The sequence below is a fragment of the Candidatus Defluviilinea gracilis genome, assembly GCA_016716235.1.
In the GTDB taxonomy this organism is placed as follows: Bacteria; Chloroflexota; Anaerolineae; order Anaerolineales; family Villigracilaceae; genus Defluviilinea; species Defluviilinea gracilis.
In genome coordinates this window covers 1,156,767-1,181,440 of sequence record JADJWS010000001.1, presented here as the reverse complement: position 1 = coordinate 1,181,440, position 24,674 = coordinate 1,156,767, and the positions used below count along the sequence as shown (strand labels likewise).

Below are 24,674 nucleotides of genomic sequence, written 5' to 3'. Positions count from 1 at the left end.
CGCCATGAGGTTTTCGTGGGATCCTCGCAAAGCGGACAGCAACTTCCGCAAACACGAAGTTGCATTCGATGAAGCGCTTACCGTTTTCAGCGATCCGCTGGCGTTGATCTTCGACGACATGGAACACTCGGCGGAGGAGCATCGCGAGATCATCATCGGCTACTCCACCCTGAGAAGGCTCATACTTGTGTGTTTTGTCGAACGGATGGATGATACGATCCGAATGATCAGCGCCCGCCGCGCGACGAAAGATGAAATAAAAGATTATGAAAAAAATGCCCGCAAAAAAATCGTATAAAGTCTCCGATATGGCTTCCGAGTATCGTTTCGATTACAAGAAAGCCCAGCCGAATCGCTTTGCCAGCCGCATGAAGGACGCGCCGCTCGTGGCTGTGATCGATCCCGATGTGGCAAAGGTATTCAAGACAACGGAAGAGGTCAATACCGCCTTGCGCGCGTTGATCTCCGCGCTGCCGAAAGGCTGACGAAAAATCATCCAAACAATGTTGGGAATTGCTTCGCCACTTCGTGGCTCGCAATGACGGCAAGTCGTTTTTTCAAAATCGACTCGCCTTCGGCGAGAGGAAAAAACAGAACGCAGAAAACACGCTTCGCGAACAGGATTCAAGATCACCCGCTGGGGAGGAGCGCCACGCGAAAACCGATACTGTCGTACCCGTTGCTCGGGCGGACGTAGTAGCGGATCGCAACACGCGCGTTGTCTTCAACGTTGGTCCACGAGCCGCCGCGCAGACAGCGAGTTGTACCGTTTTCTGGACCTTGCGGGTCTTTTATATTTTTGCCTGTTCTATCCTGATCCACAGGACTGCTACGCTGGTACTCTTTTTCGCTAAACCAATCATTGCACCACTCCCACACATTGCCAGCCATGTCGGCGCATCCATACGGCGAATCGCCGCTCAAAGCGGGATCGTTGCTTGAAAACTTGCCAACATCGGTTGTATCTCCGATCTTCGATTCGCTTGTGTTGGCTTTCTTCGGGTCAAACGCATTACCCCACGGATAGACGCGACCATCCTCGCCGCGCGCGGCTTTCTCCCATTCGGCTTCGGTGGGCAGGCGGTAATTCTTTTTCGTCTTCTCGCTTAACCATTTGCAATACGCGTTGGCATCGTCCCACGAAACATTCACCACAGGATGCCCTCCTTTTTCCACGGGGAACTGGTCGCCATCCCAACCGCGCGGCGGGGATTGATCTTTTACGTCGCGGAGGAATGCTTGATATTCGCGGTTGGTGATCGGGTACTTGCCGATGAAATATTCGGACAGTTCAACCGTGTGTTGAGGTTGTTCCCATTCGACCCATTCCTTCCAGTTTTCACCTCCTTCTTTGATGACCTGCGCGGCTTGTTCCTTGGTTGTTCCCATCAAAAATTTTCCAGTAGGGATTCGCACCATCTGCGGCTCGAACACCAGCCTTGCAACTTCGGCGGGAGGCGGCGCGGCTTGCGGCGCTTCGGCGCTGCGTGTGAGGGTGAAATACAGTTTCAATTCATCGGTCGACAAGCCTGCAAAGGTGGCATCCTGCGTTTCGGGTTTGTGTTTCATGGTGAGGATTCGCCGCACTGCCGCGCTTCCGCGTTGTGAGAGGAAGGGAACAAGTGCGGGCGGGGGTTCGGCCTTTGTCGCATCGTCAATATGGATTTCGGCCTTTCCCTCTATTGCATCTTCTAAAACTTTTTCAGGAACCGATGACATAGACTTATAGGTGTTTGGAAGTTTGGTCTCGGCGAGGTAGTATTCTTCGAGCTCACGCAGATAGCGCGGCTCTTCTTTCAAGAGTAAATTGAACAAGTCGGGGTGCGCGGCTTGAATCGCAACCACTTTTGCCAAACGGATCGGCTTGACGGCTTCTTTCAATTTTTCTTTGCGTTTCTCCGCCAGTTTCGAGAGCATCAAAAAGGTGTTGACCGTGCGCTTGATATTGCGCGGGTTGTCGCCCAATCCTTCGGCGAATACTTTGTGACAGTCTTCGTGCGCCCAATCGTTACTTAATCCTTCAACGAATTTGCCCATGTCGTCCTGAATCACAGGCGGGATTTGGAACGGCAGTTGAATGATCTTTTCGAGATACTTGATGCCTTCGATGGTGAACTGCGGTTTGCCCTCCGCGTCCTTTTTATCTTTGACATCCTTGTATTTCATCTCGATGCCGCGCGCGATCACGTCCTGGTCAATGCCGAGCACGAACACGCAATCCTGCACATCGAGGAACAACTTGATTGCCTCCAGCACTTGAATCGCTTTTTCGGGCAAACAGCGGTCGAGATCGTCCACAAAAACAACGAGCCTTTTGTCGCTGTTTGAAACATGCTGTTCAATAAGTATGCGAAATTTACCTTGAAATTGTTCGAGAAAGCGGACCTGTTCAATTTGTATCTTTGTGCGTTCGCGTTGAATGGCTTCGGTTGCCTCGTCGGTCAAAGCCTCAGCGCCGAGTTGTTGCACTTTTTTGACGAACTCACTTAGCACTGTGCCGCCCGGAATAAACGAAAGCGCAAGTTGGACGCCTCCTTTTGCAACTGCGCCCCCAAGTTTTGCAAGATCGATTGTGACTCCCCCTGCTTTTTCAATTTCAATGCCTCGGTAAAGCATTGTTTCCAAATATTCTAAGTCCTCAATAGGTTGTCCCTCTTTTATTTCTCTTCGAAGGGCTGTCAAAACGCTTAACAAGAAAGCGCGCCAAAGAGTTTCTTCCTTGTCGTACTTCCACGCGTCGAACCATGCGACGGTGAACTTCTTCGGCAATTGGTTCTTCACCATTCGCATCAGCGAAGTCTTGCCTGAACCCCACCCGCCGAACACGCCGATGGTCAACGGCGTGTTGCCTGTCTGGATAATGTCCGCGAGGGTTTCGACGTAGGGCGTGAAATCGAGCGCGTCCCTTTCGGTCGGCTGGTCGTTGACGATGTAGGTTTTTGAATTAGAGGCGGGCATGGCGTACTCCCCTTACTTGAGTTTGAGTTTGCTTCTTACGAAAACGCGCACTCTTTTCGCCGCTTCGAATGCGTCTTCCGCAAGGTCCGCTGAAACTGTTGCGCCAGGGTATCGTATGGCGACAGCAAATCCATCCAGGCTGTTCAGATCGCTTGCAAGTTTTCTAAAATCCTTGTCAACAGGGATACACAACCCGAGCAAATCCGCCAATCGATGGGTTCGTTCAAAGCGGATCAAGTGGTCCGTCAAAAACGCTTTGAGGTATTTCTCCGCGCACTGCTGGCAGTGGAAACAGGCAGGGCTCGACAACGGCGCTTCGCCCGCATGGAGGAGCAAATCCGCGCTATCGAAATCTTCCTCGGCTTTGTCCACCCACTCTTTAGCCACTTCGTTCATACAGAACTTTCCCTTTTTGGGTGATGTCAACCAGAAACCAGTCTCCCAACTTCTTGCGTTTTTCGATAGCCTTCTGTGAACGAACGACAACATCCAGCCCGAAGTTCAGCGGCGGCAGTGATTTTCTAATTTCAAGCGACTTCTCGAATTCATCCCCTTTGGGCGTATCTATCACGACCAGCAGGTCCACATCGCTGGAGGCGGTCGGCTTTCCATAGGCGTGAGAGCCGAAGAGAATGATCTTCTCGGGATCGAACGTTTCCGCAATATGTTTCGCAATCGCGCGAATGGTCTGCATGGGGACGCGCTTGCGCTCCCTGAGTGACGGACCCTGAAATAGCGTTGGCGTTGCCATGTTTGCATTATACGTTATTTTGCCTACGTGCCGAACACGCTGAGGTCAATAGTGTCTTTCTTGTTTGGAAGATGCCTGCGAGGGTTTCAACTATAATTCAACCATCAAGGACATCTCCACATGAAACGATTATCAATGCTTATCGCAATCACACTCATCGTCAGCGCGTGTGGCGCAGGTGAACCGCAGGCTACACCTACGATCAATCTGGCAGACCTGCAAGGCACCATCGTCGCGGCAGGTTCCACGCTGGTGGCAGAGACGCAAGCCGCCATCCCGACCGCTACGATCCCGCCGACAGCCACGTTGACGAATACACCCGCGTTCACGGCTACCCTCCCGCCTATGCCAACGCTGGGGGCAACATTCACCCCCAGCCCTGTTCCGAATCCGTATGCGGGTGATCCGTGCATTAATACCCTCCTGCCTGCTTCATTGGAAGGAGAGAAGATCAAGATCCGCATTGACAACCCCACGAAGGGAACGATCAATGTCTCAGTGAATCTACAGCAAAACGGTCCGCAAAGTGTGTGCGGTTACCGCCCCTATACTCTCACGAGTGGTCAATCGCTGGTCATCGGCGATCTCATCGTAGGATGTTATTCCCTGTGGGCATGGAACCCCGACCCCAAAGAGTATTTCATGGTGACGAACGGAACCCACTGCCTTGATACATCCCAGCCCTGGGCGTTTGATATCACACCCAACGGAATCAATCTCAAAAAGTAGGGTTTAGCCCTCTCCCAGAAGAGCAATCACATTAGAGAAGCTCTTCAAAAGCATTATCCACTAATCCTCACGAATTTCCGCTAAAAAAATTGCTAAGATTAGCGTAGATTAGTGGAAGAGAACTTCAAGCGCAGTAGCCCTACTCTCCTTGCCAGTAGGACGGAGTAGTGTTGACGTGTATAATGATGCAAACGAAAGCAAGATCCGATGAATCTAACGATCCAATACGAACAAGAAGAAGATGGTCGCTGGCTGGCGGAAGTGAAAGAATTGCCGGGTACGCTGGCGTATGGCAATGACGCCGAAAGCGCAATTGCCCGCGTACAGGCTTTGGCTTTACGCGTCGTTGCCGATCAAGTTGAAAACGGTCAGGCAATTTCCGCGATAATCTTCATGTATTCCCCTCCTATTAAATCGGATGATGACGCTTGGGAAAGATTGCTGAAATTAGGGGACAAATTGGGAAAAGGCTGGCAAAGCGAGAAAAGCGCGGTAGAAATTCTTTCTGAGATGCGCCGATAGCGAATCTTGCAAGAAGGCGGAGTTGCGAGCGCCTCGCTAGCGCGACCCCGCTCACCCGTCGAATCGAAGCGTGCGTCCCGTCGTCGAGATGATCCAGTGAAAGCACAACGTCCCCAGTTTTTTTCACCCATCAAACACTTGCACAGCGCGGAAATTTATCTGCTCGCTGTGTTGCTGATCTTCGGCGTTGCCGTTTGTCTTCTGCTTCCCATCAGCGCGGGCTACGATGAAGAGACGCATCTCATGCGCGTCTGGCAAATGTCCGACTTCGCGTTTTTGCCGAACGAAGAGAAGACGCCATTCCCCGCCGTCTATTGGGAACTTTCGTATCGCAGGCAGTTCATCGTCCGCGCGGTGGAAGCGGACTTCTGGGGAAAATTTGGAAGCCTGCCGATGGACGCGTACGATTATGTGTATGGAACTGTCGAGACGCGCTCGGTCTATTCGCCTCCGCTGTTATTGCCGCAAGCCATGGTCATGCGCTTTCTTGGAAGAAGCGAAAGACTGCCCGCCCTGCCCGTGTATTATGTCATTCGTCTGATCGGACTCATCAGTTACACAGCGCTCGCATGGCTGGGGGTGCGATTCATTCCGTTCGGCAAATGGATTCTCGCCATCTTCGCCGCGTCGCCTGTCGCCATTTTGCAAGCCTCCACCATCAGCGCGGACGCGATCTCGAACGGCATCGCGTTTCTGTTCATCGGCGGAACGATCGCCATCGCAAATCAAAAAGAAATCCGTTGGAAGGAATGGGGCTGGCTCGCGCTATTATTTTTCATTTTATTTTTCGGAAAAGTCAACATCGTCCCTCTGGCTGTCCTTCCCTTCCTCATCATTCCTCCCTCGCGTTTCACCATGCGACACGGCTACTTGTTCTTGCTTCTAACAACCGTCGTGTTTTTTGCAATCGAAGTCGTCGGCTGGAATCTGCTCGCCTATTCACAGCTCCACGCTTTGCCCGATGGCACAGACCCTCGCGGGCAAGTTCTGTTCATCCTGCAACAACCGATTGAATTTTTATCCATCCTCACGCAAACGATTCGCGGCAGATGGTTCAGTTATCTTTTGGATTCTCTCGCCATCTACGGCTTTGCCTACTGGCCCGTCCCCGCATGGACTTTTTATTTCTTCACCGCCGCACTGATCGCCGCCTTGTTTCTCAACAACGATTCGATTCCAACTCGCGCCCGCGCTGGATTGTTCCTCGTCTTTCTTGTTTCATACGTCGGGACGTACATTCTGCTCTACATCACCGGCAATCCGGTGGGATTCAAATCCATCGAGGGCGTGCAAGGACGTTACTTCACGACGGTCATGCCGCTTCTTTTCGTCGGGCTGGCTGGTCTGCCCATCCTCCAGCGGATTCGCATCCCCAGCGCTCTCCCCGTCGTCCTCTCCGTGTTGAGTCTCCTCTTTTACACAACAGGGATGTATCTCTCCTATCATGTCAATTGCGGCTCGCAATTTTATCAATCGGGTCTATGCTACCAGCCCAATTACAAAAATTGGGCGCCCGATGAACGCTATTCGTCGCCAGTATCGACTCAACTGACTCTCAAACAAGAAATCGTTCTGGAATGTAACGGCGCAAGCGAAGTCCGCGTGTGGATGACCGCCAGCGAAGCGGATCCATCTGGAACGACACAATTCATCCTGCAAGATGTTGACCAGGGGCGCGAGCTCGTCAACCAACTCGTCAACAACTCCGCCCTCCCTGTTGGTGATTGGTACGCCATTCAATTTGAACCCGATTGGCAATCGCTGGGCAAATTCTATCTACTGACCATCGCATCCGATTCTACAGGTCCGCAAATCGCTTATTCATTGAGAGCTGAATACCCCGCGGGCAAGTTATTCGAAAACGACCAACCCATGTCGCAAGACATGATCTTTCAAACAGGTTGTGTCGCGGGTTGGGACGCGCTTCGTCACTCCAACGCGCGTTGAAGTTTTCAAATTTAAACGGCAATAATTCATTCCTCTTTCAATTCTTTCAGCCTCGCCGCCAGTTCGGCTTCTATGTCTCGATAATCCCTTTTCCCCGCAAGATTTACCAACTCATATGGGTCGTTCACAAGGTCATACAATTCTTTCTCACCCGTCACGTACTCCACATACTTCCACTCCATTGTTCGTACCGCGTAAAACTCGGGGATCATCGAACCAACGCCTTCTTCGGCGGGCCAATGCTCGAGCAAAATATCCTCGCGCCAATCAACCGGATCGTTGTTGAGCAACGGGAGCAGGCTCAACCCGTCAATGCTTTCAGGGATGGAACCTCCTGCCAAGTCAATGAATGTGGGGGCGAGGTCAATGTTGGCGATGATGCGATCCTCGCTCCGCGCTTCAAAGAAGGCTGGCGCGTACACAACGAAGGGAACCTTCACACAAGCCTCGTACACGCAATTCTTCGAGACCCCAAAGCGATGATCGCCGAGGGTGGCTCCGTTATCGGAGAAAAACACGATGATGGTCTTCTCTTTCAACCCCGCTTTATCCAACGCCTTCAGCACAGACGCGATACCGTCGTCCACAGAGAGGAGTGAGCGTAGAATCCGCTTGTGTGCCGCATCTAATTCCCTCGGAGAAAGAGGCGAGATGTCGTTCAGGTACTCGGGCTTATCGCTAATATCCTCCTCGTTGAAATTTGGCGGGCGATACTGGAACCAACCCCAGCCTGAGCCGGAGCGGAAAGTATCAGTATGGCGAGGCGCGGCGACATAAGGCGAGTGCGGGTTGTAGTAACCGATAAAGAGGAAGAACGGATCGTTTCGCGCCGTATTGATGAAATCAACTGATTTTTGCGTTACCACATCCGTTCCGAAATTGACTTGCTGACCCTGATACTCGACAATCAAGCCGTTCTCAGACATGCTGAAGTTGGAATAATATTGTAGATTACCCGCATCTTCATTTTCACCGAGATTCTTGCCGAGAAAGACTCCCCACTCGTCCCAACCCGGCGGAACATAACCGCTGGGTTCAAGAGCATCATAACCGTTCAAATATTTTCCATAATATGCCGTGCGATACCCCGCATCCTTCATCCAAGTTGCAATAGTGATCGCGTCATCGAACTTCAGCGCCCCGCCCATTGGCATTCGATTGGTGAGCACTTGATGATTGTGCGCATATTCCCCCGTGAGAATGCTGACGCGGCTTGGGCAACACAGAGGCGTGGTAGCGAACGCATTCGTAAAGTTGACACCGTTAGGGATCAATTCGTTGATCACTGTCGGCATGTATGCCATGGTGTGAAACGGCTGATCGTCGGTCATGATGACGATGATATTCGGGCGCGAGTCGTTCAACCGTTCCTGCGAAGCAGTCGATTCAACAACAATATCGAAGATCGTCGGAAGGTAATTGGCTGGTGGGGTAAATGCAACAGGAGGTTGGGGTGTAAATGTGGCGGGAGGCGCGCACGAGGCAAACAATACGACCAACAAGGGGAAAATGATTTTTCGATGCATGGTTCTCCAACAAAAAAGCAGATACACAGGTCTGTCCTTGCGAATTTAATTTTGAATGTTCCCCACCAATCCCAACTCAGGCGCGATCCGTCGCATGGCTTGAATCACATTCCCCGCGTGTTCCCATAACTCGATGCCGAACTCTTGCGCGGCGTGCTCCATTTCCGCGCGTGACGTGCCCGCCGCGAAGGCTTTATCCTTCCATTTCTTTTTGACGGAACTCGCTTCGAGATCGTACAGCGACTTCGACGGTCTCACCAACGCGACGGCGGTAATTAATCCCGTGATCTCATCGCACGCGCAGATGGCTTTACGTCGCATCGTATCGCGCGGCAAGTTCAAATGATCCGCGTGACTCAAAATGTCCTGAATAATGTCCTCTGGCACGCCGCGCTCGCGCAACATCGGCGCTCCGTCTTGCGGATGTTGTTCCAGCGTGGGATGGATCTCCCAATCGAAGTCGTGAAGCAGACCGATCAATCCCCACACCTCGGGGTCTTCGCTGAACTTCTCCGCGTAGAATCGCATCGCCGCTTCCACCGAAAGCATGTGGCGCACAAGTCCTTCGTTTTTCACGTGTTCACGAACAAGAGATAATGCTTCGTTGCGATTCATAATTTCCTATGCCGTAGTGACGACTTCAGTCGTCTTGTATTCGTTGAAAATATAGCGACTAAAGTCGCTACTACAAAATCAAATACTCGTCGAAGTTTCCAACCCATGCTGCGCGGCAAGTTCGTCGAGCAGGGCTTCCACTTCATCGAGGAAGTGATCGAGTCCGCTCACGCGCTGGTCGAAGCCGACCCAGCCCAGCCCCAATTCGCCGCACGCGGAACGCCACGCCTCCAGCGCGTCATCAGGCAACACTTCCGCGGCGAGAGTCCACGTGTGGAACAGGGGCCACAACGCGCAGACGGGTTTCTCGCTCCCGAGCATCGCCGCGAACGCCTTCTCGTAATAATTCACGCGCGTCGCATGGATGCTCACCTCGGCGCGGTTGTTCTGCATCGCCAATTCAAACGCGGATTTCCACTCCGGCACCCACGCCTCCAATTTGGATGAGTCCAACGCCGACGCGCCCATCAAGCCGATGAGCGCCGCCTCCATGCCGGGACGTGAAGCCGCCTCCGCCCGCGCGGCAAAGTCCAACATCACGCGCCTCTCCGCCAGCGGCGGGCCCGACAACTCTGCCACCGCGTTGACCGCGTGATACAACGAATTCATGTATTGCAAAACGTCTTTCGGCGTGACCACATCTTCGATCTCAAGCAATCCCCTCCACATGCCGCGCGCATCTTTCAACAAAATTCTTGAACGTTGCAACGCAGGCGCGGGCGCGTTGAATTCAAAGCCTGCGCGCAGACCCGCTTGCACAAACTCGAAAAATTTCTCGCGTTCATAAAGTAACATCGGATCGTACATTTCCCAGCCCAGCCATGGATCCAACCTCAACTCGCGCGGACGTTTGAACTCCGCCTTGGCGCGGTGACCGATGTCCACGTGGAAGTCGGGAGTCAACTTGACGAATTCGCGCCTGTGCTTCGGTTCATCCTTGTGAACAAAGATGATGTCAATATCCGCCGCGCCGCCGATCATGGGATCGTGTTCTTTCGAGACGAGCGAACCCGTCAGATACGCGGCGATGATGTCGCGGTCGTTGAAGGCGCGCTCTTGCGCGGTCTCTTTGGCGATTCGGATAAGGGATTCTCGGGTGACGCGCATAATTTTTTAGTTTACTTTCGGAGCGCGGACTTCAGTCCGCCCTTTCATAAATTAGCAGACTGAAGTCTGCATTCCGAACAAGGTCAAGGCAGGGGCAACGCTTGTTGAAACGGAGGCAGGCTGAGGCTTTGTCGGATGCGTTCTTCCACCTGCTTCAAATGCTCGGGGTTCTGGATGATGTTCAAGTCGTTCGAGTCGATTGTCAAAACGGGCGTGTGGTCAAATGGCTTCGAGAAAAATTCGTCGTAGGCGAGATTCAATTCATGGATGTACGCGCGTTCCATTTGTCTTTCATACGGACGGTCCCGCAGGGCGATGCGCTGCATGAGCGTGTCGGTGGTGGCTTGCAGGTACACGAGCAGATCGGGTTTCTGAATTTTTTCCGCGAGCGCCTCATGCACTTTGTAATACATGTCGAGTTCATCGCCTTTGATGTTGATACGGGCGAAGAGCGAATCTTTGGCGAAGGTGTAATCAGCGATGACGTTCTTGCCCGTCGTCACCAGGTCTGTGATGGTGCGGCGTTGTTGATGATAACGGCTCAACAAAAAGAAGATCTGCGTTTGAAAGGCGTATCGTTCGCGGTCGGAATAAAAATCGGACAGAAACGGGTTCTCTTCGAAAACTTCCAAAATAATTTCGGCGTTGAACGCGGGTTGAAGCAGGCGGGCGAGGGTCGTCTTACCAACTCCGATGACCCCTTCGATGGCAACGTACATGCGGCTCTCCAGAATTGAGGTAAGGCAAGGATACCATAAAAGAAAAAGGTGAAAGAGGAGTGTTGAAGGATGAAAATGCAGGCGGGCGCACGGGAAGAAACGTAGACGAGAGACCCGTCAGACCTTGTGTGGTTCGACGTGATGAATCCGTTTATTGAGAATGAGATACCCGATCACACCGGACAACAGGGAGGTGAGCAAGACCGTGATCTTACTACTTTGAACAATATGAGGATCGGTAAATGCCAGCAGGGTGATGAAGATGGACATGGTGAATCCAATTCCGCCCAGGAATCCCGCGCCGACGATATGCCGCCGTGATACCCCGGTCGGCAGTCGAGACCATCCCATCCAGATCGCCAACAAGCTGAGAAGAACAATTCCCAGCGGCTTGCCGAGGAACAACCCCAAGAAAATCCCCAAACTGTTGGATGTCTTAAGTCCATTAATCCATCCTCCCTCGAGGACAATACTCGTATTTGCCATTGCAAACAACGGGACAATCAAGAAGGCAACAGGCTTATGCAAAATATGTTGGATTCGATACGACAACGAATTTTCTCCTCCGTCGCCATACGGAAGCGCGAACGCGAGAAGAACTCCCGCTACTGTGGCATGGACGCCTGATTGCATCATGAAATACCACATGAACAATCCCGGGATCAAATACGCCCATAGGGTATTTACTTTAAAGCGGTTCAATAGCAGCAAACCGCCATACACGCCGAGAGCAAAAACAAGGTATATGATTGAGAGTTCCTTCGTATAAAACACAGCGATGACCGCGATCGCGCCCAGGTCGTCCACGATTGCCAGCGCGGCAAGGAAGACTTTCAACGAGGCGGGAATTCGGCTTCCCAGCAACGCCAGCACGCCCAATGCGAATGCGATGTCGGTCGCCATGGGAATCCCGATCCCGTTTTGAAACTCGGTGCCGCGATTGAAGATGAAATGCAACAGCGCTGGGAACATCATCCCACCGACCGCCGCAAGAAGCGGGAGGGATGCGTTCTTCCAGTTCGCTAGTTCCCCGCCGTACAATTCTCTTTCGATCTCAAGACCGATCAAGAGGAAGAAGATCGCCATCAACCCATCGTTGATCCAATATTCCACGCTATATTTCAAAAAGATGCCTCCCGCCTCGAAACCGATCTTATGATGCCAAAGATCAAGGTAATTTGCGCCCAACGGAGAATTGGCAATCACGATGGATAGAAATGTGACAAGAATCAAAAACACCCCTGAAGATTGCTCGCTTTGAAAGAATTCCTTGAAGAGTTTTGTTAGTCGCATGGGTTGCTTTGTCCCCAATTAATAATTCTCTTCTTTCTCGATACTCCTCCACCTCAACCATCGGCGGGCGCGCGCGTTCGGCGATCTCCTCCACATCCAGAAAATAACGCCCCGATTTATCGTGTCGGATCAACTTCATCGAGCGGTTCACATCTTCCAGCACGGCGCGCCCGAAGCGTTTTTCCAATTTGTGCATCACGGTTTGGATGATGGCGAACGACATTTTGCTCAACGCCTCCAAGTGTTGATTATGATGAACGCGCTCCAACAAGTCTACCTGCGCGATGGCGTTCAAGCCGTATCGTTCGTACACATCAATCAACAGCCCTGTCTCGACTCCGTACCCTGAATAGAACGTCGCCTGCTCCAACGCTTCGCGCCGCCCGCCATATTCGCCTGAAAGCGGCTGGACGACGCCCGAAAGTTCGGGATAAAACAAATTCAACAGCGGACGCGCCGTCAACTCGGTGACGCGCCCGCCGCCGCCCGCCTGCATCTTCGTGCCAACTTTCAACGGGCGGCGATAATAGCCCTTCACAAATTTTATGTCTGGGTTTCTCAACAACGGACCGACGATGCCATACACAAAACGCGGATGAATATTCACAATGTCCGTATCGATCCACACGATGAGGTCGCCCTTCGTCACCAGCAGGCTCTTCCACAACGCGTCGCCTTTGCCGCGCCGCGCGCCGTATCGCTCCAACAACTTTTGATGAACATACACAGGCACGCCCTCCGCCTCGGCGATCTCGCGCGTGCGGTCGGTCGAATTCGAATCGATCAACACGATCTCATCGAGCAAGGGTATGTTCTGCATCAATTCTTTTTTCATCATGCGGACCACGTTGCCCACCGTCTCTTCTTCATTCAACGCGGGCAAAGCCAGACTGATGGTGAGCCCCTGACTCTTTTTCAACTCCACTTCTTCACGCAAGCGGCTGAACTCATCGGCATGAAAAGTATTTTCGCCGAACCATTTATCCACAAGAATCGTGATCGCGTCCACGCCCGCGATCTCATCATAGACCTCATACGGAAACGGTCTGCCGCTTTTCACCGCGATCACCGCGCATTTCGCCTCGCGCAGGATGCGATCCGCCACCGGTCCCAGCGAAGCGGAACTCGTCATCGGTTGCGATGTCGTCCCCAGGATGATGACATCCTTTTGCTTTGCATGATTCAGGATGACTTGCGCCGCGTCATCCGTGACTTCGACCTGCTTCGCCACCTCGGGCATTTGGCGCAGCACCCGATCCAAACCCTTGAACGGCGCGTCGAGATCCGCTTTCGCATCATCTGGTCTGCGGATGTGGAGAGTCGTGACGCCTTTCGATTCGAGTCCCAGCCCCACGCGGAACGCCAACTCCGCGTGCGGACCGCCTCGCACTGGGACCAGAACCTGCTTCGGCTTGCTGGAAATTTTCCCGCGTATCAACGCCACGTCGCACGGCGGACGCACGAGCACGTCGCTCGCAGAGACGCGCAAAGCTTTGAGATGTGAATCAAATTCAAGCAGGAGAAGATCGGGCTTTTCATCCTGCACAAGTTTTGAGAGACGGTTCCACGGCTCGTAATCCACGATGACTTGCGACTTGGCAGTCACGCGCGGATCTTTGCCGAAGATGCGGAGCAACTTGCGCAGCGCGCGCGCCGAAGCCGCGCCCATGCTCAACGATTGATCGGGCGGGACAACGACAACGCCGACGAGGATGATCTCCGCGTCGAAGTGCCGCGCTGAATCAAGCGCGTGGATGCCAGGACCTTCGTGAACCAACGGGATAAGAATTGTGCGAATGGGAGTAAACCCAGTTTGTTTTTGCATTGCGTGTCCTTTCGTACCGCAAAGTTCACTTTGCGAGCAAGCGCTGTACTGCAAAGTTCACTTTGCGAGCAAGCGCCGTACCCCAAAGTTCACTTTGGGATTGTGTGTTAGGTGGGCAAGGTGAACCTTGCCGTACGAATTAACGGCGCGATGTGTTGACGATAGATCGCTTCCCAACGGTATGACTGACGCGCGCGCATGGCGAGCCGCGCGGGCAGGGATGTTTGAAAATGATGCGCGATCAACTTCGCAACGGTTTCAGGTTTTTCATCGGGTGAAAAGAAAATAGCATCTTCTCCGCCAAGTTTTTTCAGCGGAGGGATGTCCGCGCAGAACGCGGGGAGATGACTGAACGCGGCTTCGAGCAACGGGATTCCGAATCCCTCTTCGCGGCTGGGGAAGAAGAGCGCGTCAGCCACGCGGTAAAAATCGGCGATGACTTCATCGGGCAGGAATCCTTCGTGAAGTTCCGCCAAAAAATGAACGGAACCTTCCAAGCCAAGTCGTTTACGCAGGCTCGTGAGCATTTCAAAGTACTTGACATTGTTTCCATTGTGCGGACCGAGCGGACCCGTCACCACCAGCGCGACTTGGGGAAAATCTTTTTTCAACGCGGCGAGTGTGTTCAAAGCGAGCTCGATGTTCTTGCGCGGCGTTATGCGGACAGGCAAAAGCAATATCGGCGCGGCGTCCAGCAATTTTGTTCTCTCAAGCAGGGACTCGGTCAACGCTTCGAGTTTGTAAAACTCTTCCACATTCACGCCGTTAGGCACGACTCGTATCGAAGCGGGTTCGATGTTCATCAGTTCAGATAATTCATCGCGGCGCAACTCTGAGACAACGACATGCGCGAGGTTGCCCCAATCGGTTTTCAACAGGTTCCATGGATAGCCTTCGTGAAGTTCAGGCTGATAGCGCGGCGTTGTCCACGCGAGGTCGTGATGCCAGAGAATCAGGCGCGGCAGTTTGTTTGATTTGTGAAGTTGATGAAACGCGGCGGTCAGCGCGAGATTCTTGTTCAACGAACAGACGTTGTGCGCGATCAACACGTCCACGCCAGAAAGAGCCTTTTGCAGTTCAATCGCCAGTTTGTCGCGGATCACTGCAAATTCTTTGGTCACCTCGCCGCGATCCAATCCCTCTTTCACTTGCAGGATGCGTTCATGGCGCGAGTCGGCAAGCGGCATCATCACGAGTGGAATATGCTCATTCAACGATTCGCCGCGCGCCGCGATCAAACGCACGGAATGTCCGTCGTTCGACATCAGCCGCGCGTGGTGGGCGATGACGCTTTCCACGCCGCCGACGATGGGAGGGACGGAGTAATGGAGGAGGGCGATGTTCATGAATACCTTTCCTCCGTACCGCAAGATTTATCTTGCGACTCGCCTAATTCTTGCAACACAAAAGCGCAAAGTGAACTTTGTTGTACGAATTTCTCGTAACGCAAAACGCAAAGTGAACTTTGCGGTACGGGCGCGCTCATACCTGATACCCCAAACAATCTGCCACGATGGACTCTAACCGACGCTCTAGAACGGTGTACGAGAAATATCGTTTGGCGAGTTGGTAATTTGTCTCCACCCATTCCTGCGTCTGGTCTGGATTTTTCAAGGCATAACGCGTTGCGGCGAGCGTGTTGTCGCTGATGAAGCCGTCGAACCAGATGGTGCGGAATCCCTTCGGCTTGATGTCCACTTCGTAGATGGAATAATTGTTGACGAGGATCAAGCGGCGATAGTACACGGCTTCGAGGAACGCATTGCCAAAGCCTTCGATGGCGGAGGGATACGTGACCATGTCCGCATGAGGGTACACATCGCCGAGCGTGTAAATCTTTTTGCCGTCGGCTGTCGTGCCGCGTTCATCTTGCACTTGATCCGATTCGAATCGCACGGTCACATCGAGCAGGTCGGCATACTCGCGGACGCGTTGTTCGTAGGCTGTGCCTTCATCGTCCGCGGCGTGCGAGATGATGAGTTTGGCGGGCAGGTCGAGTCGGCGCATGAGTTCGATGGCATGTTCGATTCCCTTGCGTTGGATGACTCGCGTCGGTTGGAGGAAAAAATATTCCCCGTCGCGAATGTCGAAGTCGGCGCGCACAGTTTCACTGTAGGAGTCCGAAGCGGGCGGCGGGGAATCGAAGTCCATCACGTTGGGGATCACGCGCGCCGCCAATCCGTAACGCGAAGCGATCTGTTGCGCCTGAATCGAATTGATAACCACGTGTCGGATTGAGGGCAGGGTCGGCGGGAACGCGGCGGCGAGATAATCGTTGACGCAATTGACTTGAAAACGCTGGCGCTCCCAATGAAAATCGTGATGATGCGCGATGGTAGGGTAGCCCGTCTCGGCGATGAACTCGGTGATGGCAAGCCCGAGCGGCAGGTTGAGCGGAATCGTCACTGCGTTTTCGACGATGAGGATCTCGAGATCGAATCGCCGCGCGAATTCATACAAATGATCTTTGAAATAATCCTTGAGTTCGTTCACGCGGCGCGTCATCGCGGGCGGGCGGACATAGATGGAGAAAAAATCCTTGTGCAAATGCGCCATTTCAGGATGCGCCGCGCGCGCCTCTTTCGTGACGGTCCAACTGCCCGAATAGGCTTGCTGATTCAACTTGTCAATTTCGGGATGACGATAAAACGCTTCAGGCACGACGTGGGACTGATTCGGCTCCCGATCGCATTCGCCCGCGAAGTAAAAACACTTGTGTCCGAGTCGTTCGAGCACAGTTGCCCATTTCGCCGTCTCGAGCGAGACGCCGTCGGTGCCTGCGAAGCGAGTGGAGATGAAGCCGATGTTGTGGGAGGAGGGTGTCATAAGTTGTTTGCCTTTGAGTTTTATACTTCGTTGGTCGAGCGCAAGCAGTCGAGACCAACAGGTATGCATACAAAATCTTGTTACAAGAATTGCTTTACGGCGTGGTGGTCTCGATACGTCCTTCGTCTCCGCTCCGCTTCGCTCAGGACTACTCGACCACCGAGTTGGGTTTTAACCACAATACTTGATATGGCTCAAGCGTTATGTTTGAAATTTGTATCTCGTGACCTGTGACAAGATCGTTCGCCGATTTGTAATTTGTCGTGAAAGAAATTTTCTTTTCGCTCACATTATGCAAACACAACACACGAGACTTTTCATCGGGCGAGATGCGTTCGACGGCGAAGACAGAGGGATGAGGGTTCAAGACTGTCTGCGTCCCATGCGGATGGAACGCGGTGGAACTGCTTCTGGCTTTTAGCAATTGACTGTATCGCTTGAAAACTTTGAAGCGCAGTGAGTTTTCGTCCGCCAGTTGATCCTGCAATTCATCGAACTGACATTTCTCGCGGTTGATGGTGCGGTTGCGTCCCGTTTGTTTGACGCCTTCCGTCCAGCCGCGCGAGCCGAAGAGGCTGTGGAAGTAAATGCCTGGCACACCGACGAGGGAGAGCATGATGGCTTGTGCGGCGATAAAGCGGTTGAGTTGTAGATCCAATGTTTCTGCTTTCATCGCCGTCCTCGGCGATGAGGTCGCTGCCATCCCCGAACGGCGGCTGGAGCATATTTGGGTTGGACAGCGCATCAAAATAATTGATATTCATCTCGTAGGGACTTTGCGTACCGTCCGCGTTGTGTTTGTAGGAGATCAAGCCGCCGTGTTCGAGTGTTTTGTTCACCAACAAGTTAATCTGTTCATCTGAAAGAATGCCGCGGGCGGGATTCACTCCGATGCCATCGTGAGAGGCGAGGAAGTTGAAAAAGGTGGTTTGGTTGGAGGGCAGAGTTAATGTCCTTGCCCAATTGGATAAAGTTCGCGCGTCGCCTGTGTGGAAGGCGTGCAGTGTCAACGGCGGCAGGGCAAAGTTGTAGACGAGTTGCGCTTCGTTCGTGCCATCGCCGAAATAGGAGATGTTATCCACGTGCGGGACGTTCGTCTCGGTGATGAGATGCACGTGCGGCGCGACCTCGTTCAACGCGGCGCGTAAAAATTGGACAACGGCGTGAGTTTGAGGCAGGTGGATACAGGTCGTGCCAATCTCCTTCCACAGGTAGGCAATCGCGTCGAGGCGGATAAAGTCCGCGCCGCGTTCGGCATAGAGCAGGAGGATGTCGAGGATTTCGAGCAGGACTTCGGGATCTTTGAAGTTGAGGTCAATCTGGTCGGCGCTGAAGGTCGTCCACACTTTTTTCTCGCCCGATGGAGTTTGAAACGACGTGAGCAACGGCAACGCGCGCGGACGCACAACTTTTGAAAGGTCAGGCTCGCCTGCGACGGCGATGAAGTACTCTTTGTAACGCGGATCGTCCTGTAAAAATTTTTGGAACCATTCGCTTTCGGAGGAGATGTGATTGATCACCGCATCGAACATCAAGCGGAAGTTTTGCATTGCTGAGACATCGTCCCAGTTGCCGAGGGCGGGATCAATCTGGCGATAGTCCACGACCGAGAAGCCGTCGTCGGAGGTCCACGGGTAGAACGGCAGGATGTGAATCCCGCTGACGACATCGGTCAAGTATGTGTCGCAAAATTTTTTGAGAGTTTGAAGCGGCTTCGCATTCGGCTCTTGCACTTGATCGCCGTAGAGGATGAGGAGCGAGTCGCGCTGGCTGAGTCCGCCGTCCCGTGGGGAGAGGCGGGCGCGATGGTCGGAGAGAATCGTCTGCACTCGATCCAGAAGTCGGGAAGCATGATCTTCTCCGTAAAGAAAAGCGAGATGACGCAATAGAATATTTGACATGTTGATTGATTCAATTCATTCCCGCCTATGATGATTTCGTTCTGAAATTTTTATACCACAAGTTTTGTCGACCTGGGTTAAATCTTCCTATGCGGACGATGAACAACTTCTGATACAAAGATCCCGGCGAAAAAATAGGGACGCGGATTTTTTTGAATCGGCGTCCTTGTCTATTCAGAGGGAGTCTATTTCACTAGTTCGTAAAAGAAATGAACCAGCGCTGTCATGCCTTTTCTCCAGGTAGGCAGGTGAAGTTTTTCGTTGGGCCCGTGGAAGTTATCGTCGAAGAGCGAGAAGCCGGTCAGGACCGAATCGATGCCGAGCGTGTTTTTGAACATCAACACGGCGCCGATGCCGCCGCCCACGCGTTGAAAGATCGGCTCGCGGTTGAACGCGGTGTTCAGCGCAGACTTCATCGCAAGCGCCGGGGGCGATTTGCGATCGACGATGATGCCGGGACCGCTCATGCGGAATTGCAAATTCCATGTCACGGTGGGAGGCGCGTGAGTCTCCAGATATTTTCTGAACTGTTGATTCACGTCCTCGGCGGATTGATCCGGCACAAGCCGGAATGAGAAATGCGCCGAGGCGCTCGCAGGGATGGCGGACTTGGGCTGCCCCGCCGTGAACATCACCACGTCCATCGTGGGGCGCGCGCCGACCCGCTCCGCGGGGATAAACTCCGGTTCGCCCCACAAAGCGGGCGCGCCGGAATGTTTCAGGAAAAATCCTTCGTCGAAGGGAAGCGCCGCCAATTCGGCGTGTTCTTCTTCGTCGATGACGCGCGCTTTATCGTAGAAGCCGGGCAATGTGACATGCCCATGCTCGTCGTGCAAGCCCGCGATCAACTTGCTCAACACGTGGATCGGATTCTGGATCACGCCGCCATATTCGCCGGAGTGTAAATCTTGCGCGGGTCCGTGAATGGTCAGCCTGAAGCCCGCGCCGCCGCGCAACGAATAACAGATCGAGGGCGTGTCCGCGTCGGGCATTCCGCCGGCGTCGGTGTTGAGCGAAAAATCGCTTTTCAATTTTTCACGATGCTGAGTCAAAAATTTATTCAGATGCGCCGAACCGATCTCCTCTTCGCCTTCCAGTAAAAACTTGATATTGAGAGGCAGTCCCCCGGTTTTGATGATCGCTTCCACAGCGTTGACCGACGCCAAGGTCTGCCCTTTCATATCGGATGCGCCGCGCGCGTACAGATTCTCGTTCCGAATCTCCGGCTCGAACGGTTGGCTCTTCCAATCTGCCAGCGGTTCGGGCGATTGCACGTCGTAATGTCCGTAGACCAGCACAGTGGGAGCCGCCGCGCCGCCGCCCAGCCACTCGCCGTAGACGACGGGATGTCCGGCGGTGGGCATGATCTCCACATGGTTCGCGCCCAGCGCGCGGAGTTTGTCCGCGAGCCAGCGCGCGGCGCGGTCGATATCCGCTTGATGAGCGGGGTCGTGCGAAATGGACGGGATGCGCAGAAATTCGATCAGTTCGTTTTGAAAGCGTTCCTGATTGTCTGCGAGATAGGTCAATGCGGTGTGCGACATTGGTTTCTCCTGTGCGTTCTCACCTGATCTGAAACGTCCCGAAGGTTCTCTTGAAAGAGCCTGCTTGCATCACAAAACTTTCGAGACGGCGCGCGACTTCAGTATAAGTGATCTGTTATGAAGTATAACCCCGTTGAATCAAAATCCCCTCTCTTGGATGGAGAGGGGATTGTTTGTCTATCTGCAAATCATGCGCGGTAACAAAACGTTGAGGAACAGTCTCTTAGAATGACGCGATTCCGACTTCTTCATTACGCGGGAACCGCTTCCAACACTTCTCCCTGCTGGGCGAACTGACTCATATACAGGTTGTGATAGAAGCCTTGCGCGGCGAGCAGTTCTTCGTGCGTGCCTTGTTCCACGATGTCGCCGTGATCCATCACGAGGATCAAGTCCGCGTTGCGGATGGTGGAGAGGCGGTGCGCGATGACGAAACTGGTGCGGTTCTTCATCAGCGCGTCCATGGCGCGTTGGATGAGGACTTCGGTTCGAGTATCCACGCTGGAGGTTGCTTCGTCCAAAATGAGTATTTTCGGATCTGCCAGGAACGCGCGCGATGGTGAGCAGTTGCATTTGTCCTTGCGAGATGTTGGAGGTCTCTTCGTTCAAGACCATGTTATAGCCATCCGGCAGGGTGTGGACGAAATGATCCACGTGCGCCATTTGCGCGGCGGCGATCACTTCCGCATCGGTCGCGTCGGGGCGCCCATAGCGGATATTTTCCATGATGGGTCCGTTGTACAGCCACGTGTCTTGCAACACCATGCCGAACATCTTGCGCAGGTCGTGGCGGGTGTAGTCGCGGATGTCGTGCCCGTCCACGAGGATGGAGCCGCTGTTCACGTCGTAGAAGCGCATCAATAATTTGACCATGGTGGTCTTGCCCGCGCCGGTCGGTCCCACGATGGCGACCTTTTTGCCCGGCTTCGCTTCCGCCGAGAAATCGTTGATGATGATCTTATCCGGGCTATAGCCGAAGCGGACATCTTTGAACTCCACGCGACCGGTCACATTCGCCAGCGCGACGGGGCTTTGGGTGTCGGGAATTTCTTCCTCTTCCGCGAGAAACTCGAAGACGCGCTCCGCCGCCGCCGCAGTCTGTTGCAGGACGTTGGAGATGTTCGCCAGTTGGGTGATCGGTTGCGTGAACGAGCGGACGTATTGAATGAACGCCTGAATATCACCGACGGCGATGGTCTTCTTGATGACGAGGTAGCCGCCAAGGATGGAGACCGCCACGTAGCCGAGGTTGCCGATGAACATCATGATCGGCATCATCATCCCGGAGAGGAACTGCGCCTTCCACGCCACGTCGAATAATTTATCGTTCGATTTATCGAACGTCTTGACGCTTTCCTCTTCGCCGTTGAAGGCTTTCATCACGATGTGACCGCCGTACATTTCTTCCACGTGACCGTTGACGTTGCCGAGATAATCCTGCTGTTCTTTGAAATATTTCTGCGATTGGCGCACGATCACGCTGACCACGATCCCCGAAAGCGGGATGACGATCAACGCCGCCAGAGTCATCAGCCAGCTGATCGAAAGCATCATGATCAACACGCCGACGACGGTGACGAACGAGGTGATGAGCTGGGTCAGGCTTTGGCTCAACGTCTGGTTGACCGTATCAACGTCGTTGGTGATGCGCGAAAGCACTTCGCCGTGCGTGGTGCGGTCGAAATATTTCAGCGGCATACGGTTCATCTTCTCCGAGATGTCGCGGCGGAAACGATAGGCGATGTTGGTCGAAACGTCCGCCATGATCCAGCCTTGAATGTAGGCGAAGAGCGAAGAGATCAAATACAAGCCGAGGGCAATGAGGATGATCCGCCCGATGTAGTCGAAGTCGATCGAGCCGGTGTTATTCAATTGCGCCATCACGCCTTCGAATAGTTTGGTGGTGGCGTTGCCAAGGATCTTCGGTCCCGCAATATTGGAAGCGGTGGAGGCAATGGCGAAGAGAAAGACGACGATGACCGCGCCGCGATACGTGCTCATATATGCGAGCAGTTTGCGCATCGTGCCTTTGAAGTCGCGGGCTTTTGAAACGGGCGCGCCCACCATGCCGTGCGGGTTCGGCATCATCGAGCGGTTTTGTTGTCCGCCGGGTCTGTTCATCATGCTAATTCCTCCTGAGTCAATTGCGAGGTCGCAATCTCTCGGTATGTTTCACTGGTTTCCATTAACTCTTTATGCGTGCCTTTGCCCACGATGCGTCCTTCATCCAGCACGATGATCTGTTCGGCGTTCTTGATGGTGGAGACGCGCTGGGTGACGATCAGCAATGCGCTGTCGGCGGAGTAGGTTTTGAACGCGCGTCTCAGCGCCGCGTCGGTTTTGAAATCGAGCGCGGAGAAACTATCGTCGAGGATATAGATCGGCGGCTTCTTGACCAATGCGCGGGCGATGGAGAGTCGTTGTTTCTGCCCGCCGGAGACGTTCGCGCCGCCTTGCGAAATTTCCGCGGCGATGCCCTGCGGTGTCGAATCCACAAACTCTTTGGCTTGCGCCGCTTCGATCGCGGCATTCAGCGTTTGCGGGCTGGCATCCTTATCGGCATAGCGCAGGTTGCTCTCGATGGTGCCGGAGAAGAGCGCGCTCTTTTGCGGGACGTAGCCGATCTTCTCGCGCAGGTCGTGCTGGGTCACCTCGCGGATGTCTGTGCCGTCCACCAGAATCGCGCCGCCCGTCACTTCGTGGAAGCGCGGCAACAGGTTGATGATGGTGGACTTGCCCGAACCGGTCGAGCCGATGAAGGCGGTCATCTCGCCGGGCTTGGCGGTGAAACTTATATCGCGCAGGACATCTTCGTCCGCGCCAGGATAGCGGAAAGACACATTGCGGAACTCCACCTCGCCTTTGAACGGCGCGGGGAATTTCTTCGGTTCTTTCGGATCGGTGATATGAATCTCCGTGGCAAGCACTTCCGCAATCCGGTCGGCAGAGACCGAGGCGCGCGGCAGGATGAAGAACAACATGGACATCATCAAGAACGCGAACATGATCTGCATCCCATATTGCATAAAGGCGATCATGTCTCCCACTTGAATGTTGGCGGCGGCGACTTGTTTCGCGCCGAACCACGTCACCGAGACCACCAGCAGGTTCATCACGAACATCATCACCGGCATCATGATCACCATCAAGCGGTTGATGTATAAACTCACGGCGGTCAGGTCCGCATTGGCTTTCTCGAAGCGCTTCTCTTCAAACTTCTGCATGTTGAACGCGCGGATGACCATCATGCCCGAGAGATTCTCGCGCGAGACAAGGTTGAGGCGGTCTACCAGTTTTTGAATGATGCGGAACTTCGGCAGGGCGAACGTCATCACGGTGGCGATCAGGCTCACCAGGATCAAGACCGCTACGATGATCAACCACGCGAGCGGCGAATCCTGCGAAAGCACTTTGATGATGCCGCCGATGCCGATCAACGGCGCGTAGAAGATCATACGGATCATGAACATCATCACGGTTTGGATCTGCGTGATGTCGTTGGTGGAGCGCGTGATCAACGATGCGGTGGAAAATTTTTCGAATTCGGAACTGGAGAACGATTCCACTTTTTGGAAGGTGAAGCGGCGCAGGTCGCGCGCCAGTCCAGCCGCGATGCGAGCGGAAAGAAAACCTACCGTGATGGTACACATAGCCGAGAGGAGCGTCAGCAGTAACATCCAACCGCCCACCGCAAGCACATAATCGTTTTGCAGTTTGGCGGTATCCATACCCAGCGCTTCATATTCCGCTTTGACCGCGCCGACAGACGCCTGCACGATCATGCTCTCGCCCAACGCTTCAAACTTCGAGTTGACTGAGTCTTGAATCTTCGAGCGTTGCTCCGCTGGAAGTTTTTCCAGCATGGTGAAGAGGTCTGTGCCGGGCGGAAGTTTGCTCAGGTCGAAGCCGCCGAACGCTTCTCCCATTTCTGCCGCCTTCGCCGGGTCGGCAACCGCTCCTTCGATTCCGGCAACGGTCAATAACGCCTTGCCCATGATGGGGTTGAGGCGTTCGATTTCCGCTTTGTCAACTTTGTTCAACACATAAATGGACTCGTTTTCCAACGCGGGATATTTTTTGACGAGGGCAACGTAGTCGGCGGAGTTTTTGTCCACCAGTGTGTAATCCGCGAGGACGGAGGTTTTCTCCTCGTCGCTCAAAAACACGACGACGCGGTTCATCTCGCTTTGGCGGATCGCCGCCGGCACGGCATTTTCGATTCCGCTTTGCTGGATGCCGGTGTTGACGATGCGCGATAGATAATCCGGCAGGGCGAGATCGAAATTCGCCTGCACGAACAACAGCGCGATGGAAACGAACAACGCCCAGCGATAAGGTTTTAGATACTTTGCTAATTTCAACATGAATGCTCCTGATTCTTGGAAAGGGTTTCGCGTGCAGAGAAATAGAG

General features: G+C 53.6%; 18 protein-coding genes and 2 pseudogenes. 5 read left to right on the top strand and 15 right to left on the bottom strand.

Annotated features, from left to right (window positions below; all coding sequences use genetic code 11):
• Positions 1–4: 4 nt before the first annotated feature.
• Both IPM31_05550 and IPM31_05545 read left to right on the top strand, forming a co-directional pair.
• Positions 5–298, top strand: a complete 294-nt coding sequence (locus IPM31_05550) for a BrnT family toxin (GenBank protein MBK9006441.1) — start codon at positions 5–7, stop codon at positions 296–298.
• Entirely contained in the window at positions 267–485 is a 219-nt protein-coding gene (locus IPM31_05545) for a hypothetical protein (GenBank protein ID MBK9006440.1), read from the top strand. The genes IPM31_05550 and IPM31_05545 overlap by 32 nt, the downstream gene beginning before the upstream one ends.
• A gap of 145 nt (positions 486–630) precedes the next feature.
• On the opposite strand, the gene IPM31_05540 is transcribed toward IPM31_05545, so the two are convergent.
• From IPM31_05540 to IPM31_05530, 3 genes are read right to left on the bottom strand one after another with little or no spacing between them, the layout of a single operon-like run.
• On the bottom strand, positions 631–2,958 hold the full coding sequence (locus IPM31_05540; protein ID MBK9006439.1) for an SUMF1/EgtB/PvdO family nonheme iron enzyme: 2,328 nt from the start codon (positions 2,956–2,958) through the stop codon (positions 631–633).
• Between the two features lie 12 nt (positions 2,959–2,970).
• Positions 2,971–3,354: a HEPN domain-containing protein gene (locus IPM31_05535; protein MBK9006438.1), complete on the bottom strand. Its 384-nt coding sequence runs from the start codon at positions 3,352–3,354 to the stop codon at positions 2,971–2,973.
• The gene (locus IPM31_05530) at positions 3,338–3,709 is read right to left on the bottom strand and encodes a nucleotidyltransferase domain-containing protein (protein MBK9006437.1); all 372 of its coding nucleotides are present in this window, start codon (positions 3,707–3,709) and stop codon (positions 3,338–3,340) included. The genes IPM31_05535 and IPM31_05530 overlap by 17 nt, the downstream gene beginning before the upstream one ends.
• A gap of 120 nt (positions 3,710–3,829) precedes the next feature.
• Here IPM31_05530 and IPM31_05525 point away from each other — a divergent pair, with 120 nt between their 5' ends.
• The 3 genes and pseudogenes from IPM31_05525 (at position 3,830) to IPM31_05515 (ending at position 6,907) form a co-directional block, all read left to right on the top strand.
• Positions 3,830–4,438: a hypothetical protein gene (locus IPM31_05525; protein MBK9006436.1), complete on the top strand. Its 609-nt coding sequence runs from the start codon at positions 3,830–3,832 to the stop codon at positions 4,436–4,438.
• Between the two features lie 207 nt (positions 4,439–4,645).
• Positions 4,646–4,810: pseudogene (locus IPM31_05520) on the top strand (type II toxin-antitoxin system HicB family antitoxin).
• Positions 4,811–5,056: 246 nt separating this feature from the next.
• The gene (locus IPM31_05515; protein ID MBK9006435.1) at positions 5,057–6,907 is read left to right on the top strand and encodes a DUF2142 domain-containing protein; all 1,851 of its coding nucleotides are present in this window, start codon (positions 5,057–5,059) and stop codon (positions 6,905–6,907) included.
• A gap of 26 nt (positions 6,908–6,933) precedes the next feature.
• On the opposite strand, the gene IPM31_05510 is transcribed toward IPM31_05515, so the two are convergent.
• The 12 genes and pseudogenes from IPM31_05510 to IPM31_05455 form a co-directional block, all read right to left on the bottom strand.
• A complete protein-coding gene (locus IPM31_05510) occupies positions 6,934–8,433 on the bottom strand; it encodes a sulfatase (protein ID MBK9006434.1) in 1,500 nt (499 codons plus the stop codon).
• 45 nt (positions 8,434–8,478) lie between these two features.
• Positions 8,479–9,048 carry an HDIG domain-containing protein gene (locus IPM31_05505; protein ID MBK9006433.1) on the bottom strand — a complete coding sequence of 190 codons (570 nt, stop codon included), beginning with the start codon at positions 9,046–9,048 and terminating at the stop codon, positions 8,479–8,481.
• 78 nt (positions 9,049–9,126) lie between these two features.
• Positions 9,127–10,155 carry a hypothetical protein gene (locus IPM31_05500; protein MBK9006432.1) on the bottom strand — a complete coding sequence of 343 codons (1,029 nt, stop codon included), beginning with the start codon at positions 10,153–10,155 and terminating at the stop codon, positions 9,127–9,129.
• Positions 10,156–10,238: 83 nt separating this feature from the next.
• Entirely contained in the window at positions 10,239–10,874 is a 636-nt protein-coding gene (locus tag IPM31_05495) for a deoxynucleoside kinase (GenBank protein MBK9006431.1), read from the bottom strand.
• A gap of 117 nt (positions 10,875–10,991) precedes the next feature.
• Positions 10,992–12,080 carry a Na+/H+ antiporter NhaA gene (nhaA, locus tag IPM31_05490; protein MBK9006430.1) on the bottom strand — a complete coding sequence of 363 codons (1,089 nt, stop codon included), beginning with the start codon at positions 12,078–12,080 and terminating at the stop codon, positions 10,992–10,994.
• A complete protein-coding gene (locus tag IPM31_05485; protein ID MBK9006429.1) occupies positions 12,043–13,992 on the bottom strand; it encodes a glucosyl-3-phosphoglycerate synthase in 1,950 nt (649 codons plus the stop codon). Before IPM31_05485 ends, nhaA begins: the two co-directional genes overlap by 38 nt.
• Positions 13,993–14,099: 107 nt before the next feature.
• Positions 14,100–15,338, bottom strand: a complete 1,239-nt coding sequence (locus tag IPM31_05480; protein MBK9006428.1) for a glycosyltransferase family 4 protein — start codon at positions 15,336–15,338, stop codon at positions 14,100–14,102.
• A 136-nt stretch (positions 15,339–15,474) separates the two neighbouring features.
• On the bottom strand, positions 15,475–16,818 hold the full coding sequence (locus tag IPM31_05475) for a glycosyltransferase family 4 protein (GenBank protein MBK9006427.1): 1,344 nt from the start codon (positions 16,816–16,818) through the stop codon (positions 15,475–15,477).
• Positions 16,819–17,306: 488 nt separating this feature from the next.
• On the bottom strand, positions 17,307–18,719 hold the full coding sequence (locus IPM31_05470) for a hypothetical protein (GenBank protein MBK9006426.1): 1,413 nt from the start codon (positions 18,717–18,719) through the stop codon (positions 17,307–17,309).
• A 185-nt stretch (positions 18,720–18,904) separates the two neighbouring features.
• Positions 18,905–20,263 (bottom strand): M20/M25/M40 family metallo-hydrolase, encoded by a 1,359-nt coding sequence (locus tag IPM31_05465; GenBank protein MBK9006425.1) that lies wholly within the window; start codon positions 20,261–20,263, stop codon positions 18,905–18,907.
• A 251-nt stretch (positions 20,264–20,514) separates the two neighbouring features.
• Positions 20,515–22,384: pseudogene (locus IPM31_05460) on the bottom strand (ABC transporter ATP-binding protein).
• Complete coding sequence (locus IPM31_05455) at positions 22,384–24,627, bottom strand: ABC transporter ATP-binding protein (GenBank protein MBK9006424.1); 2,244 nt, start codon at positions 24,625–24,627, stop codon at positions 22,384–22,386. The pseudogene IPM31_05460 and the gene IPM31_05455 overlap by 1 nt, the downstream one beginning before the upstream one ends.
• Between the last annotated feature and the right edge of the window lie 47 nt (positions 24,628–24,674).